The organism is Methylobacterium sp. Gmos3 (assembly GCF_056430985.1).
The window spans coordinates 29,451-43,477 of record NZ_JBWJYL010000017.1 but is presented as its reverse complement, the minus strand read 5'-3'; the positions used below and the strand labels follow the sequence as shown (position 1 = coordinate 43,477).

The window sequence follows — 14,027 nt, the reverse complement described above, 5'->3', positions numbered from 1 at the left end:
GCGGGCGAACCAGATCGCCGATCAGGCGGGCGCCACCGACATGACCGTGCGGGCGCTCGCGGAGAAGACCGGCAAGGTCGATTCCGTGGTGGCGATGATCAAGTCGATCGCCGACCAGACCAATCTCTTGGCGCTGAACGCCACCATCGAGGCGGCGCGTGCGGGGGAGGCTGGCAAAGGCTTTGCCGTGGTGGCCGCCGAGGTAAAGGAATTGGCGGGCCAGACGGCGCGGGCCACCGACGAGATCACCCAGCAGATCCATGCCATCCAGTCGGCGACCGGCGAGGCCGTCTCGGCCATCAGCATGATCACCGGCGCCGTGGAGGAATTGTCACGGCTCACCCTCGCCATCGCGGGTGCGGTGGAGCAGCAGGCGGCCTCGACTCAAGAGATGACCGTGAATATCTCCGGCGTTTCGATGGCGGCTGGGGCGACGGGCAGCCTGGCTGAGAAGGTGCGGGAGATCTCCGAGCGCCTGGCCGTACAGTCCAGCGACCTTGCGACCAGCATGGAGAAATTCACGAAGGCGGCATGAGCTTGCGGCGTCGGAAGATCGCATCATCAGGCGTGGCCAGCTCCGCGCACCACCCTTTGTCGTGATTGGATCCTACCGCAGTCACCATGAAGCCCATTCGGGAGATTGCAGATCCCTACATGCAGTTCGAGGCATGGTGGCGTTACTTGCGGTCGCATGGCTCAGGCAAAGGGCCCCTGGTAGCCCACCGGCATGTCAGCCTCGCCCGCGCCTTCTCCCCGCCCCGATCCCGTCGCCCGCTGGCGGGACGCTCTCGACAACATGTCGCCGCACGCCTCGCTCCTGCAAAGTGGTCCGCGACCAGCGAAAACGATATCGAGTTCTGCGACCAGCTCGGCGCAGTATAATTGGGCATACTCACAGAAATAAGAGCACTCCGAGCAGTATCACTTGGAACGTGAGGAGAACGCTAATGAGCGCTTTAGCATCGCGGTCGACGAGCGCCCAATCCTCATTCCGGTTCCCGGTCACGTGCTAACCGCGTCCGTGCAGCCAGAATAAGTAAACAACAGGCGCCCCTTGGCATCAGTCACAGTAGCAACGCGAGGGCGGTCGAGCTTGCTGCGGTCAACCTCGTAAACAACGATAGCGAGGGCATCAGCCTCATCCGATGCTTCGTAGACTCGCGGTGCCCCAACCGGTACGCCAGCCCTGCCGATTCGGTTGATCCTGACAGTGTATGCCATTCCGCACTCTCAATCCGAGTTGCCCGCGCTGACCAATCGGGGGTTAGGGCCAGCGCGGGCGTTGTCGACGCTACCTGTCCGCAACGGCGACGCAGGAGGCTCGAAAATATATTTTATTTGAGATACTACTTATGTTGTAATTTCAAAAATATTTGTACGTTTTGGGCGTATTGTCTACATATGTAGTGAAATTGATATCGGTATGACTTTAACATCTCTATATCGTGACGACTTATTTCGTGTCGTGATGATTGCCGATGGGTGGTAGCTTGAGCTTAACCCGTTGGAGTTCCTCCCAAGCCTACTCTGCCCCGTCGCCCATTCGGTCGGCGGGGCACTTTTGATCCCGACATGCTTGAACCGCTCAGCACCAATCGTACCATCGAACGCGCCCGTTCTGATGCGCGCGCCTAATCGTAAGCGACCCCAGCGCCACCGTGTTGCGCCCTCTGCGGGGCAGGTCGAGGGGGCCGCGATCCGCGAGAACGGGATCTAGTTTTGCGACCCGTTCGGTGCCGAAGCTCACCGGCTCGGATGGACGGCGGCCGAGCTGTTCGCGATCCACCTGGAGCACGGCATGATCCGGCTCGATGCCTGCGGCTTGCCAATGATTGGAGGCGAGCCCGAGACTACAAGGTGCGATTACTTGCAGAAACCGTCTTATGACGTAACACCGATCTAACATCAGTCTATCGTAGCAACTGTTATCGATTGATGGGATACAGGCGCCGATGACTGGAAGAACCGTTCGCTTCCGCCTGGTATGCGAGGTGGAGCACCATGAGCACAGCTCGCAATCTGTACTCCTTGAGCATGCTTATCCGTAAGCTGGAGAGCATCGCCCCTCTTTCTGATGAGGAGCGCCGGGTTATCCAGCACCTACCGGTGACGACCTATAACCTCGATGCCCGGCAGGACATCGTGCGCGACGGCGACCAGCTTACGCACTGCTGCCTCATCGTCGACGGCTGGGCGTGCCGATACAAGCTGCTCAACGGGGGCAGGCGTCAGATCCTCTCGTTTCACATCCCCGGCGACATCCTGGATCTGCAGAGCCTTCACGTCCCTACGATGGATTGCAGCCTCACCACGTTGACCAAAGCGGTTATAGCCTTCATTCCCCACGAGAGCCTGCGGAAGTTAATGGCGGACTTCCCCAGCATCGCTGCTGTGCTCTGGCGCGACACGCTGATCGATGCTGGCATCTTCCGTGAATGGTTGGTGAGCTTGGGCCGCCGCTCAGCGTTTGAGCACGTCGCGCATCTGTTCTGCGAGCTATACCTGAAGCTACGGGCGGTGGGCTTGGCGGAGAATTACCGTTACCCGATGCCGATCACCCAGGCCGATCTCGCCGACGCGCTCGGGCTCACATCCATACATCTCAACCGTGTGCTGCAGGAGATGCGCGGTCAGACCCTGATCACGCTTCGGAAACGAATGCTCGTAATTGAGGCTTGGGATGAACTTCTTCGGATTTCGGAATTTGACCCGACATACCTGCAGCTGCAGAGGCCCGCAGCGGAAGAGGCGGCCGGCGATACGACCCTTCGCCTAGCCCTTAAGGCGCTGCCTCACCCAGCGCTTGGCGTCCTCAAGAGTGTCGAATAACGGGGCGCGCACGCCCGAAAGCCGACCAAACCCGACCTCCATGTACCAAGCCCCCGGCCGATCGTGATCCGGCGCATCCAGGCGGACCAGAACCGCCACGAGCTTGCCATTGATCATCACCAGCAAGCCAGTCTGATCCGGACTGTGCGTCTCGACGGAGATCGGTTGCAGAATGACCAGGCTCTCGACGTTGTCCCGGTCCACCACCGCTACCCACCCTGGACGCCACTTAGCCACGGCACCTGCCGGCGGCCACTCCAACGCGCGTTCCTGAGGTGGAGGTAATTCGGATTGAAGCCACAATACGCCTTGAGCCGCTCGACGTCGACGATCGTCAGGACCCGATGCTTGAGGTGGATCAGGCCCAGCGCACGCAGTTCCCGCAGGGAGCGGCTGACCTGCACATCCGATAGGCCCATCGTGTCGGCGACATCTGTCTGGGTGAATGGGAAGGCGTAGCTGTTGTCGGTGACTCGTCCCACCGCTTCCAGGCGCAGCAACAGCTCGCAGAACAGATGCGCGATGCGCTGGTTGGCCTGCCGACCCCCGATGTTGACCAGCCACTCCCGCAGCACCGCCCCGTCCACGAGGGCGCACCACATCAGGGCCCGCGTCACCCGCGGATGGTGCGTCGTGATCTCTTCGATGACTTGCCGCGGGATCTCGACCGTTTGGCAGGGCGATATCGTGCTGATGGCGTGGTCCATCTGATCGAGGATGAAGACGTTGAGGTCACAGAAGTCACCCGGCACAAAGAAGGCCATGATCTGACGCTGGCCGTCGGGGAGCATCTTGTAGCGACAGGCGTAGCCGTCGAGGATGAGATGCACGTTGTCGGGGACGTCGCCCTCCTGGATCAGGTCCGTCCGCGCTCCCACCTGCCGCACTCGTGGAACGAGCGTGCCCAACGCCTTGCGGTCGGCGTCGGTGAGTTCCTCGAAGCTCTCAAGCTTACGAATTAGCGCATCTTGCATCGGACCACGGTAGCGATGGGTAATCTCTCACCCTATGTCCGAGTCGGGACCAAATTCTCCGTCATAGGACGACATTTGACGGCTATCATATGGTAAGTTGATGTGGGCATCGCCACAGGTTGCGCCCAGCTTCATCAAGGCTCGCCCCCCTCTGGTATCACCACCACTACGTTCGGGAGAACTTTCGCGGCATTCATACGCCTGACGATCCTATGTCGATGCCAGCCGCCAATTTCCGTCATACGAAGGATCGCGCATCCCCGATGCGTGGCATCCGTTACACGACCGCGCCTTCTGGCTCGGCTTGCACGGCTGAGGGTATTAAGCCCCTGCTGTGAACCGGCGGAGACCTGCGTGCCGCGCTATCATTTCAACGTCTACGATGGAGTGACCCTGCTCGACAAAAAGGGGGTCGAGTTGCCGGAGATCATGTTCGCGCGCCGGGAAGCCATTCGGTACGCAGGCGTGCTTCTTGAGGAAGGCGCGCGGCTTGAGAGCCTTGGCTCCGAATGGCGCATGGAAGTCGCCGATGAGACAGGAGTGATCCTGTTCCGATTAGACTTTTTCGTCACGCCATCAGCGGCCGCAACGCCAGTAGCGGCAGCAAATGACTGACCTCAGGCAGTTGGCGGCTTAGCCTTAGCGATACGCTTCAACGCGGCATCGAAATCGACTTCATCCTCACTCGACCCGGCTCCTTGTGCGGTTTCGATAAACCGGCCGGACCCTAAGCCCGACGCGGTTCCAGGCTCGACGCGAGTTGCGGGAGACGGCTCCTAGCGCGCCCTCTGCCAACGCGAGGTGACCTCCCGAAAAGCAGCATCGCCGTTGGCCTCCGAAGCCCCCTCTGAGCCGAAGGAGCGAACCGACTGGCGCACCACGACGCCGTTGCAGGTGATCGACCAATCGAACCGGCCCGGCTCCTTAACCGATGGTGTGACCTGCAATTTGTGAGGGTTAGGATTGAAGGTGATCATCTCACTTATCTGGGGGGCGTCGGGCCCGTTCGTGAGAGGATAGGCAACCTTTCACCGTACAAATCGCCCTGCCGGTATCTCTCTCGGCTTAATGGGGCAGGTGATCCGCACTCCACTCACCAACAAGCGATAGCGCCACGCGGTAGATCACCGCGCCGGTCCCGTCGCGGACGAAGGCACAGAAGGTCCGCTCATCACCGTTCGGCATCTCGTCGCGAGCGATGTCGGGCAGCGCCGCTTGCGCAGCATCTCGGGCGGCTCCCGCATCGGGGAAATCATAGCCTTCATCGTCGTGCACGAAGGTGTCGCCGTCCGAGGTGTCGATGAAGTAGCGCGGCATGGGCGGGTCTCGATGTGTCTTCTCGACTCGCGCAACCTGGACGCCGGGATATTGTTCGCCCGCATCCAACCTAGGCGGACATCAGGCTACCGGAACATGATGCGGCAGGTGTGAGGCCTGCCGGTGTTGGAGTATGCCAAGAGTTGCGCAGGCCGGTAGCGAGGTCGCCGGGATGTCTGATCCAACCTTCCGCTACCGACCGAGCCCGTATAAAAATTCAGGCGCGTCCCAGAATTGTAGAATAATCTTCCGCAGTACCGCCCCCTCAGAGTCCCGGATGACCTCGGAGACGCCAGAAGGATGCCCTGGCGAGCGCTGCCCGAAACGGGCGAGAGTAGATCCTTCTACAGGTCCTGCGTTTTCACACAGCCTCGACCCGATGCGGTCGCTCTGCCCATAACTCATATTGCCTGAAAGCGGTCGCAGCAGCCCCGCAGCATGGCCACGCCTCAGTGCCCGGTCCGATTGAGCATCGCACCGATCTTCGGAGCGATGCGTTGCGCCACGAGAGCGTAGCCCTCGGCAGTGAGATGCTGTCCGTCTGGCTGTCTCGCCGTATCAGGAACGCCAGCGTAGAAATTCCCGAGAAAGACCGCATGGTGGTGGAAGGCAGCCTCACGCCCCGCTCCCCCGAGCCCGTTGAACACCGCAACCTCGATGCCACGCGCCTGCAGTTGGGTGATAATTGCATCGAGGTTGGCTGCCGATTGCGCTGGATCTACGATGCGGCCGCCCTGACGCCGACCGCCGCGACCGTCATTGCCTCCCGGCTGCAGGATGACCAGCTTCGTCCCATTCGGTACGCTTGCTCCGAGACGATTGAGCATGCCTTCGGAGGTATCCCCACTCACTCCGGCATTGACGACAGAAACATCGATACCCTTTGCGCGAAGAATTCTTTCGAGTTGTGCAGGGTATGCTTCAGCAGTAGTAAGTTTCATCCCCTCGGTGTTGCTGGCGCCAAGCGCGACAATCGTCGCTGACGCGGCCTGTGCGCTACCTGAAATAACTTGTAGTGCAACAAGCGTCGCAAGTATCAGCGAAATAGGGCGGTGACGGCTTCCGGAAATCGACATGTTGCGCTCCTCTGCCAGTAGAAGGCATCAACCGGAGCATCACCGTCAAGCCGATACCGACGCTTGATCGGAGTGCGCCGTCTGAATGCAGAGAGATAGGCTGCAAATTTCTGTGATTGCGATATCAGTTTTGTCCTAGTTGCCATTCGAAACCGGGCCTGCGGAGAACCACTCCTTCCTTAGACGATAGTGCAATCGCCGGGCGGCCCCATCATCGAGGCGCGCCCGGCGGCTTGCGCATCCCGGCCGTGCCACGGCGGATAGAGGCGTACATGCGGTTTGGCCCACGGTCCTGCAAGTGGTCTTGTGGGCCTGTGGGCATGTCCGCACGATGGCCGGGGCAGTTCGTCTTGCGACGATGCGGAGGCGCTACAGACAGGCGGTGTAAGCCGTGCTGAGAACATGCGGACGATTCGGCAAGCGGGCCTGTGGGCAGGCAGACAGTGCCACAGGACGGCCAGCCGACAAGCGGGAGTGCGGACGTGCGGACCATAGCCGTCATCAGCCAGAAAGGCGGCGTCGGGAAATCGACGGTCGCCGTGCATCTCGCCGTCGCCGGTACGCTGGCGGGCTTCCGCACCGCCCTGGTGGATCTCGACCCGCAGGCCACGGCGCGAAAGTGGGGCGACAAGCGTCAGGCGCCGGAGCCAGAAGTCGTGAGCGATCACGCCGAACGGCTCCCGCAGCTTGTCGAAGCGGCGCGGGAGAACGGCGCCGACCTTCTCATCATCGACACGGCGCCGAACGCGGATCGGGCTTCGCTTGCGGCGGCACGGGCGGCCGACCTTATCCTGATCCCCTGCCGGCCGGCGGCGTTCGACCTTGAGGCTATCGAGGCGACGCGGGATCTCGCCACTATCGCCAAGCGCCCCGCCTGGGTGGTCTTGTCCTCGGCGCCGACCCGCAGCGCGATTGTCGAGGAGGCCCGCCGAGGCCTTGAGGAGCAGGGGGCGAAGGTCGCGCCCCAGGTGATCCATCAGCGGGTGGCCTACAGCTACGCGGTAATCGACGGGCGTTCGGCATCCGAATATGAGCCGGATGGAAAAGCAGCCGAGGAAATCGCCTCCCTATTCGCGTGGGCACGCGGGGAGGTGGGCTTGCCCACAAGCACACAGAACGGCAAGAGGACGAGGGGGCAAGCGTGACGAAGCGGCCGAGCCTTTTTGGCGCCAAGGTGGCGCCTGCCAGCGTGGAGCCCGAACCGGTGCCCGTCGCACCGAGCCCGCCGCCGATCCGACCGGAGGAGCCTGCTGCGCCTCGATATCCGAAGGCGACGACGCGCGCCGGTAAGCGGGTGGTGACGGCCTACGTCTCGCCGGAGGCGTTCCGGCAACTCAAGCGCATCGCGGCCGACGAAGATGCCCAAGTGCAAGACCTGCTGACGGAAGGGCTCAACGCGGTCTTTGCCGCGCGCGGGCTCTCGCGGATCGCGTGAGCATCCCCCGTGCGGTTCCCGATGCCGAATTTCCCTTGTGACGTCGAAATCCCCGACGACTGGTGCGCGGGAGTAGCCTTCGAGCCTCGGCGCCCCGGCGAGATCTATCGAACGCCTTCGCCTGCCATTGCCGTTCCCCTGACCCTGATCCAGCCGCCCTACCGGACCCACGCGGTTCCGCATGATTGGCGCGGGTTCAGTCGGGATCGGTTTCTTCATGTGCTGACGCGGATGGCGGCCCGCAACGAGATCGACGCGCTGCGCATGATCGACGTGCCGCAACGAGAGTTCCCCGCCGCAGCCCTACCCGCTCCTTATCTGTGACGGTTTCCACCGCTTCTATGCTGCGGTCGTCCTTGGGTTCGATCATCTGCCGCGTGTGTCAGTGGGCTAGCCGGAGCGTGGGGCATTCGGCAGGTGGTCGCTCCTGCTTGTGGGCAGGTGGTCACGCAGGCTTGCCGTCGATGTTTCAGGCCCTCATGCCCGCTTGCCGTATTGGCCAAGATCCGGCATCTTCTCGAACGCAAGACAAGAGACATTATCTTGCGTCGGAGGTCGCCATGGATGTCGTCGTTACACCAACCGGCTCGGAAGGCACCTCCTGGAGCTTGAAGGATCGTCTCGGCCGACCTCTCGGCGACATCGAGAGATCGGGCCTCGCAACGGGTTTCGAAATCAAGCCAGGGGTAAGCAACAGCCTGCGAGCCGTCCCGGTTTTTCACGCCACGCTCGACGAAGCCATGACGGCTATCGCGCGGCATATGCAGGGTGAGTGTACGTTGGACAGCCAGGATTGGGACTAAGAGGCATGTCTGGGTTGCCGGCCGTCATCGAACCAGTTGCACCTTCGCTGCCATCCCAAGCGGACGACGACGCGCAGATGATCCGGCTGTGGCTGGCGCGGTCGTCCAGCCCGAACACGCGGCGGAACTACGAGCGCGAGGCGGCCCGCTTCCTCGCCCATGTCGGCAGGCCGCTCGGCGCGGTGCGGATGGGCGAGCTGCAGGAATACGTCGCCAGCCGGCCGGGGTCATCGGCAACGGTCGCCCTGACTGCCGCCGCGCTCAAGAGCCTGTTCGCCTTCGCCCAGGAGGTCGGCTTCCTGCGCTTCAACATCGGCGCGGCGGTGAAGGTGCCGCCGATTAAGAACACGCTGGCCGAACGCATCATGGCCGAGGCCGACGCGCTGCTGATGATCCGGCAGGAACCGGCTCTCCGAAACCGGGTGCTGCTGACCGTGCTCTATGGCGGCGGACTGCGCATCTCCGAAGTCTGCGGCCTGCGCTGGCGCGATCTCGCGCCGCGTGACGAGGCGGGGCAGGCTACGGTGTTCGGGAAGGGCGGCAAGACGCGGGTCGTGCTGCTCTCGGCCGCGACGTGGAAGGTGCTTGGCGCCCTGCGGGGCGAGGCGGGGGCTGACGCGCCCGTGTTCCTGTCGCGGAAGGGTGGAACGCTCGATCCGAGCGCAGTCCATCGGATCGTGAAGGCGGCGGCGGCTCGCGCTGGCCTGCCCGTCGAGGTCTCGGCGCATTGGCTCCGACACGCCCACGCCTCTCACGCCCTCGACCGTGGCGCACCCATCCACTTGGTGCAGGCGACCTTGGGGCACGCCTCGGTCGCGACGACAGGGCGGTATCTGCACGCCCGGCCGTCAGAGAGTTCGGCTAAGTTTCTAGGCGTGTAGCGCCGCATCACCGCAGAAGCATACGGGTCTACGTTACTATCAAACTACGGAACTGCGGATCCGGCGAGGGTTCATGGACCAATCGGGCCACCGCGACCCGCGAACCGTCGTCGGGTACATTCGCCGGGGCGAACGCCTTCAAGGGGCACAGAGGGAGCGGGTTTCTGTAGAGGGAGCGCACGCCATGCACGGACCCGATGTCGAGATGGCCGCGAAGGTCATTGCCGAGAACGTCGTCTCGGCCTTCGTGCACGAGCGGGAGGAACCGGGTGGCTTTACCGGGACCGGCAGGGACATGGCGGTCGCCGGCCTGATGCGCGAGCTGCTGGCGGTCATGCCGACCGACGACGGCGACGTGCTCGCGGCGGCCTGCAATCGCTTCCTCGACAGGCTGGCGGCGATGAACATGCCGGGGCCGCGCGTCGAGGCCGTCGATCCCGACGACGGGTCGGTGACGATGGGGCCGGCTTGATTGGCCTGCCAGTATACTGGCTGTTTTGGATCTGGGTGCGTTTGGTACTCAGATAGGCGTCGATAGGTCCCGCCCGAAACGACGAGGTGCCAATGCCGAACTTCTGGATGTACACGAGGCTGGTTTGTCTCGTTATCGCGCTCTTATGTGCGCTGGTGGCGGTCATCAACTGGCGGTTAGCTGCAGCGATCAAGCTCGATTGGCCCGGCGTGTTTGCCGCCCAACCCAAAAAGAGGCCGAGCAACGAAGCGACCTACCAAATGGCCTTCACGGCGCTCTACAAAATGGCAGAGCACAACCGTTATGCGGCAAGGGCTGCCGCAGCAGGCCTTGCATTCTACATCGTCGCCGAAGTGATGCCGGAAATATACTTTCGGCTTCCATAAATCTGGTTACTATAATGATAGCAAAATTAAATTATATCAAGCGTAGCCGACTGCCGTTTACCGTACTAGTAACGGGATCAGATGCAGAAATTGAATAATTGGCCCGTCGCTGCACACCTCTAGGGCCTATTCGTGGAATATTGAGCTGGAACTGGCAGTGGGCAGATAAAGCGCAATTCTATTTTGAAAACATGACACTTCGCGATGGTTTCATGTGTATTATAAATCTTGACCTTGACGAGACTATATGGTCCGAAATCATCAGCCCTCACCCCAACAATCCCTAATCGCCCGCAGGCCGGCGATATGCCGCCCGGCCTCGTCGCATTCTCGGCCGAACAGGTCCGCCCATCCGTCAGCTGCTTCGTCGCCCTCCGGCCCCGGATCGGCGCGCAGCACGTCCGCAAGAAGGGCGAGGCAGATGCGAGCGCGGTTAATGTGGTGGAGCGCGGCCAGCCGCGATGCCTCGGCCCGGTCGGTCAGGCCGGCATCGGCGTAGGGCTGGCGCTCGGTTTCGTCCTCCGGCGGGTCGAAGGTCGCGACAGCGACGAGATTAATCATTGCAGCGGCCCCACCGGGGGCACGTCGCCCGGCTTCACGAAGCGGACGATGATCGGCTGCACGCGGTCGCGGGCGGCCTCGGCTTCGCACTGGCGCTCCCAGGCCGCCACGTCGGGGCAGCCGGTCGGCGGGATGCAGATGCGGAGGGCGAGCCCGCCGACCATGCCGGATTTTGCCTCGACGGCGGCTAGGCGCTTCTCGAACTGTGTCACGGGGTGTTTCCTCCGGGTGCCATGTTCAACCTCGCCTCGACGGCCCGCAGGCGTTCGGCGTGGTCGTTCACCTTCACGGTGTCGAGGAACGAGGCGATCAAGCCGGCCACGGCCTGCCCTTCCTCGGGCGTGATCTCGCCATCCGCCACCGCCGCCAGGACACCGTGATCCACCCCCATTGAAGTGGTCCGCCCTTTGGTATGGCTTTTGAGCCTGGAGGACGGACGACATGGCCAAGCATCCGAAGCCCGAGGAGATCGTCGCCAAGCTACGGCAGGCGGATGTGCTGATCTCGCAGGGCCAGAGCGTCTCTGACGCGATCCGTGCCATCGGCGTGAGTTCAGTGACGTACTACCGGTGACGGCGTGAGTTCGGCGGCCTGAAGACCGATCAGGTGCGCCGAATGAAGGATCTGGAGACTGAGAACCAGCGGCTGCGTAAGGCGATCGCCGACCTCACGCTCGACAAGCTGATCCTGCAGGAGGCATCCCGGGGAAACTTCTGAGCCCCGCGCGCCGACGCGCCTGTGTCGAGCACATCATCGACGTCCTGCACGTCTCCGAGCGCCGCGCCTGTCGGGCCCTCGGTCAGCATCGCTCGACACAGCGCAAGGTCCCGCGGGGCCGTGATGACGAGGAAGCACTAACGGCTGACCTCGTGGCATTGGCCGAACGGTATGGGCGCTATGGCTACCGCAAGATCAGCGCGCTGCTGAAGGCGGCCGGGTGGCTCGTCAACGACAAGCGCGTCGAGCGGATCTGGCGGCGCGAGGGCCTGAAGGTCCCGGTCAAACAGCCCAAGCGGGGGCGGATCTGGGACAACGACGGCTCCTGCCTGCGTCTTCGCCCGGAGTGCCGCAACCACGTCTAGTCGTATGACTTCGTCGAGGCCCGCACGCATGACGGACGCAAGTTCCGGATGCTCAACGTCGTCGATGAGTTCACGCACGAATGCCTGGCCATCCGCGTCGCCCGTAGGCTGAAGGCGATCGACGTGATCGATGTGCTCTCCGACCTGTTCATCCTGCGTGCGGTGCCGGGGCATATTCGTTCGGACAATGGCCCGGAGTTCATCGCCAAGTCGGTGCAGGCTTGGATCACCGGGGTCGGTGCCAAGACGGCCTACATCAGCCCCGGTTCACCGTGGGAGAACGGTTATGTCGAGAGCTTCAACGCTCGCCTGCGGGACGAACTCCTGAATGGCGAGATTTTCTACACGCTCAAGGAGGCACAGATCGTGATCGAGAGCTGGAGACGGCACTACAACGCCGTCCGCCCCCACGCATCGCTCGGATACCGTCCGCCAGCCCCGGAGGTGTTCGTGCCAGCCTTCACCGCTTGGCCGGCTGCGCTCGCCCGACCGGCTGCGTCGACCAAGCTACCCATGGTGGAGCGGCCCACCGCACACTAACTTTACTTATGGACCACCTCGTGGGGGCCGATCAAATTCGCGATTAATCTTTCGTGCGTAAACGGTCAGCTTAGGTAGATCCGCTCGTGAGAACGCTGTGCCTTGGTCCCATCATAGATTGCGGTCACTCCGCTCGGCCAAGGTGTGGATCGCCCTGAGCGTCGTCGCACCCTTCGGCATGCTCGCCGTCTCGGGCTTCATGTTGTTCGATCTCAGGCAGGACGTCTGGGAGCGGGCCGAGCAGACATCCAAGAACCTTCTGCAAGTCTTGGAACGGGACATCGCCCGCAACGTCGAGATGTACGACCTTTCGCTCCAGGCCGCCGTGGATAATTCCAGGGCACCCGGAGTCGCCGAGATTGACCCACAATTGCGCCAACTCATCCTATTCGATCGCGCCGCTACCGCTCGCGACATGGGTGTGATGCTCGTCATCGATGAGCACGGCGATATCGTTGCCGATCTTGATGCCATGCCCCCGCGCAAGGGCAATTATGCGGATCGCGAGTACTTCCAGGTTCACAAAGCTCGCGCGGGGCTCGGCCTCTACGTCGGACGGCCTATCGTCTCGCGTTTGACCGGCGAGCAAATGCTGCCCTTCAGCCGTCGCATCAACAAGTCGGACGGCACCTTTGGCGGCGTTGTTCTAGGCAGCGTGAAACTCTCCTACTTTACCCACCTGTTCCAGCAGATCGACTTGGGTCAAGAAAGTGCGATCAACCTGTATCTTGATGATGGCACGCGCATCATGCGCCACCCCTTTAAAGAGGCGGACATTGGGGTAAACATCGCAGGTAGCTCGGTTTTCCGAGGGTTCCTTAGCGAACACAGCGGTAGCTTCGTTCGCACCTCGGTGCGGGACGGGGTAGAGCGACATTACACCTTCACGCGGATCGGTAGCTTGCCGCTGATCCTGAACGTCGCCATCGCCACGGACGAGATTGAGGCTGAGTGGCGGGTAAAGGCAATCGTGATCGGCAGCGTGGTGTTGGTGCTGGGTAGCCTGACTGTCGCGCTGTCCCTTCTGTTCGGACGTGAGCTTCGCCGTCGTGAAGCCGTCCAAAGCGAACTCGAACGCTTGTCTCAAACGGATGCCCTGACCGGGCTCTCGAATCGCCGGGCTTTCGAGAAGGCAGGTTCTCTCGCATGGGAGCGGGGGCGGCGCGACCATGGCCCTCTATCGTTGCTGATCGTCGATGCCGACCATTTCAAGCGGTTCAATGACCGGTACGGGCATCAGGTCGGAGACGAAGTGCTGAAAGGGCTCGCGCGATGCCTGTCGGCCAGCGTGCATAGACCTCATGATCTTGTTTGCAGGTTAGGGGGCGAGGAGTTCGCTATCCTCATGCCCGACACCGATCAGGCAGGTGCCCTGCGGATCGCAGAAAAAGCTCACGCTGAAATTGCTACACTGTCGATTGGCTCTGCGGGCATCGGCGCTGGCGCGATCACGGTGAGCATCGGACTCGCCGTCGTCATTCCAAGTGATGCAGACAACACGTCGATGATGGCCCTTTATCGCTTCGCGGACGCCGCGCTCTACGAAGCCAAAGCAGGTGGGCGCAATCAAACTCGCTGTGCGAGGTCACAGGGCGTGACAGCGGCCTCGCAGAAGCCTCTGCTGCAGGTCGTAGGGAACGCCTAGCCGGTCGGTATTCAGGTCAGCCTGGC

General features: G+C 62.3%; 18 protein-coding genes and 1 pseudogene. 12 read left to right on the top strand and 7 right to left on the bottom strand.

What is annotated here, in order from left to right:
• Together ACS5Q7_RS23870 and ACS5Q7_RS23865 are read left to right on the top strand one after the other, a co-directional pair.
• Positions 1–535 (top strand): methyl-accepting chemotaxis protein (locus tag ACS5Q7_RS23870; RefSeq protein WP_478341754.1); only part of this gene is annotated, 535 nt, incomplete at its 5' end.
• Positions 536–2,001: 1,466 nt separating this feature from the next.
• Positions 2,002–2,829 carry a Crp/Fnr family transcriptional regulator gene (locus ACS5Q7_RS23865; protein ID WP_478341753.1) on the top strand — a complete coding sequence of 276 codons (828 nt, stop codon included), beginning with the start codon at positions 2,002–2,004 and terminating at the stop codon, positions 2,827–2,829.
• A gap of 209 nt (positions 2,830–3,038) precedes the next feature.
• Here the strand turns inward: ACS5Q7_RS23865 and ACS5Q7_RS23860 are convergent, their stop codons facing one another.
• Entirely contained in the window at positions 3,039–3,803 is a 765-nt protein-coding gene (locus ACS5Q7_RS23860; RefSeq protein ID WP_478341752.1) for a Crp/Fnr family transcriptional regulator, read from the bottom strand.
• A 354-nt stretch (positions 3,804–4,157) separates the two neighbouring features.
• On the opposite strand from ACS5Q7_RS23860, the gene ACS5Q7_RS23855 reads away from it, so the two are divergent.
• Entirely contained in the window at positions 4,158–4,418 is a 261-nt protein-coding gene (locus ACS5Q7_RS23855; protein WP_478341751.1) for a DUF6894 family protein, read from the top strand.
• A gap of 161 nt (positions 4,419–4,579) precedes the next feature.
• Here ACS5Q7_RS23855 and ACS5Q7_RS23850 read toward each other — a convergent pair whose 3' ends face one another.
• The 3 genes from ACS5Q7_RS23850 to ACS5Q7_RS23840 form a co-directional block, all read right to left on the bottom strand.
• A complete protein-coding gene (locus ACS5Q7_RS23850) occupies positions 4,580–4,780 on the bottom strand; it encodes a hypothetical protein (protein ID WP_478341750.1) in 201 nt (66 codons plus the stop codon).
• Positions 4,781–4,868: 88 nt separating this feature from the next.
• Positions 4,869–5,120, bottom strand: coding sequence for a DUF6894 family protein (locus ACS5Q7_RS23845; RefSeq protein ID WP_478341749.1), 252 nt, complete (start codon positions 5,118–5,120; stop codon positions 4,869–4,871).
• Between the two features lie 449 nt (positions 5,121–5,569).
• Entirely contained in the window at positions 5,570–6,196 is a 627-nt protein-coding gene (locus tag ACS5Q7_RS23840) for a GDSL-type esterase/lipase family protein (RefSeq protein WP_478341748.1), read from the bottom strand.
• Between the two features lie 428 nt (positions 6,197–6,624).
• Between ACS5Q7_RS23840 and parA the strand changes: the two genes are divergently transcribed.
• From parA to ACS5Q7_RS23805, 7 genes are all read left to right on the top strand, one after another.
• Positions 6,625–7,341, top strand: a complete 717-nt coding sequence (parA, locus tag ACS5Q7_RS23835) for a ParA family partition ATPase (protein ID WP_478341747.1) — start codon at positions 6,625–6,627, stop codon at positions 7,339–7,341.
• Positions 7,338–7,631 (top strand): ribbon-helix-helix domain-containing protein, encoded by a 294-nt coding sequence (locus ACS5Q7_RS23830; protein ID WP_478341746.1) that lies wholly within the window; start codon positions 7,338–7,340, stop codon positions 7,629–7,631. Before parA ends, ACS5Q7_RS23830 begins: the two co-directional genes overlap by 4 nt.
• A 9-nt stretch (positions 7,632–7,640) precedes the next feature.
• Positions 7,641–7,955: a hypothetical protein gene (locus ACS5Q7_RS23825; protein ID WP_478341745.1), complete on the top strand. Its 315-nt coding sequence runs from the start codon at positions 7,641–7,643 to the stop codon at positions 7,953–7,955.
• A gap of 236 nt (positions 7,956–8,191) precedes the next feature.
• On the top strand, positions 8,192–8,434 hold the full coding sequence (locus tag ACS5Q7_RS23820) for a hypothetical protein (RefSeq protein ID WP_478341744.1): 243 nt from the start codon (positions 8,192–8,194) through the stop codon (positions 8,432–8,434).
• A gap of 5 nt (positions 8,435–8,439) precedes the next feature.
• Positions 8,440–9,315 (top strand): tyrosine-type recombinase/integrase, encoded by an 876-nt coding sequence (locus ACS5Q7_RS23815; protein ID WP_478341743.1) that lies wholly within the window; start codon positions 8,440–8,442, stop codon positions 9,313–9,315.
• A 184-nt stretch (positions 9,316–9,499) separates the two neighbouring features.
• On the top strand, positions 9,500–9,787 hold the full coding sequence (locus tag ACS5Q7_RS23810) for a hypothetical protein (protein WP_478341742.1): 288 nt from the start codon (positions 9,500–9,502) through the stop codon (positions 9,785–9,787).
• A 92-nt stretch (positions 9,788–9,879) separates the two neighbouring features.
• The gene (locus tag ACS5Q7_RS23805) at positions 9,880–10,173 is read left to right on the top strand and encodes a hypothetical protein (protein ID WP_478341741.1); all 294 of its coding nucleotides are present in this window, start codon (positions 9,880–9,882) and stop codon (positions 10,171–10,173) included.
• A 261-nt stretch (positions 10,174–10,434) separates the two neighbouring features.
• On the opposite strand, the gene ACS5Q7_RS23800 is transcribed toward ACS5Q7_RS23805, so the two are convergent.
• From ACS5Q7_RS23800 to ACS5Q7_RS23790, 3 genes are read right to left on the bottom strand one after another with little or no spacing between them, the layout of a single operon-like run.
• Complete coding sequence (locus tag ACS5Q7_RS23800; protein ID WP_478341740.1) at positions 10,435–10,734, bottom strand: hypothetical protein; 300 nt, start codon at positions 10,732–10,734, stop codon at positions 10,435–10,437.
• Positions 10,731–10,946 (bottom strand): hypothetical protein, encoded by a 216-nt coding sequence (locus tag ACS5Q7_RS23795; RefSeq protein WP_478341739.1) that lies wholly within the window; start codon positions 10,944–10,946, stop codon positions 10,731–10,733. The genes ACS5Q7_RS23800 and ACS5Q7_RS23795 overlap by 4 nt, the downstream gene beginning before the upstream one ends.
• Positions 10,943–11,125, bottom strand: coding sequence for a hypothetical protein (locus tag ACS5Q7_RS23790; protein ID WP_478341738.1), 183 nt, complete (start codon positions 11,123–11,125; stop codon positions 10,943–10,945). The genes ACS5Q7_RS23795 and ACS5Q7_RS23790 overlap by 4 nt, the downstream gene beginning before the upstream one ends.
• A gap of 50 nt (positions 11,126–11,175) precedes the next feature.
• Here ACS5Q7_RS23790 and ACS5Q7_RS23785 point away from each other — a divergent pair.
• Both ACS5Q7_RS23785 and ACS5Q7_RS23780 read left to right on the top strand, forming a co-directional pair.
• Positions 11,176–12,356, top strand: a pseudogene (locus tag ACS5Q7_RS23785) (IS3 family transposase).
• Positions 12,357–12,534: 178 nt separating this feature from the next.
• Positions 12,535–14,001: a sensor domain-containing diguanylate cyclase gene (locus ACS5Q7_RS23780; RefSeq protein ID WP_478341756.1), complete on the top strand. Its 1,467-nt coding sequence runs from the start codon at positions 12,535–12,537 to the stop codon at positions 13,999–14,001.
• Positions 14,002–14,027 lie beyond the last annotated feature (26 nt).

What these genes read in the sequence shown, in the direction of transcription:
- ACS5Q7_RS23780 (WP_478341756.1), top strand. Translation starts at nt 12,535, where the DNA reads ATGCTCGCCGTCTCGGGCTTCATGTTGTTCGATCTCAGGCAGGACGTC.
- ACS5Q7_RS23815 (WP_478341743.1), top strand. Translation starts at nt 8,440, where the DNA reads ATGTCTGGGTTGCCGGCCGTCATCGAACCAGTTGCACCTTCGCTGCCA.
- ACS5Q7_RS23845 (WP_478341749.1), bottom strand. Translation starts at nt 5,120, where the DNA reads ATGCCGCGCTACTTCATCGACACCTCGGACGGCGACACCTTCGTGCAC.
- ACS5Q7_RS23865 (WP_478341753.1), top strand. Translation starts at nt 2,002, where the DNA reads ATGAGCACAGCTCGCAATCTGTACTCCTTGAGCATGCTTATCCGTAAG.
- ACS5Q7_RS23820 (WP_478341744.1), top strand. Translation starts at nt 8,192, where the DNA reads ATGGATGTCGTCGTTACACCAACCGGCTCGGAAGGCACCTCCTGGAGC.
- ACS5Q7_RS23840 (WP_478341748.1), bottom strand. Translation starts at nt 6,196, where the DNA reads ATGTCGATTTCCGGAAGCCGTCACCGCCCTATTTCGCTGATACTTGCG.
- ACS5Q7_RS23850 (WP_478341750.1), bottom strand. Translation starts at nt 4,780, where the DNA reads ATGATCACCTTCAATCCTAACCCTCACAAATTGCAGGTCACACCATCG.
- ACS5Q7_RS23810 (WP_478341742.1), top strand. Translation starts at nt 9,500, where the DNA reads ATGCACGGACCCGATGTCGAGATGGCCGCGAAGGTCATTGCCGAGAAC.
- ACS5Q7_RS23805 (WP_478341741.1), top strand. Translation starts at nt 9,880, where the DNA reads ATGCCGAACTTCTGGATGTACACGAGGCTGGTTTGTCTCGTTATCGCG.
- ACS5Q7_RS23860 (WP_478341752.1), bottom strand. Translation starts at nt 3,803, where the DNA reads ATGCAAGATGCGCTAATTCGTAAGCTTGAGAGCTTCGAGGAACTCACC.
- ACS5Q7_RS23800 (WP_478341740.1), bottom strand. Translation starts at nt 10,734, where the DNA reads ATGATTAATCTCGTCGCTGTCGCGACCTTCGACCCGCCGGAGGACGAA.
- ACS5Q7_RS23790 (WP_478341738.1), bottom strand. Translation starts at nt 11,125, where the DNA reads ATGGGGGTGGATCACGGTGTCCTGGCGGCGGTGGCGGATGGCGAGATC.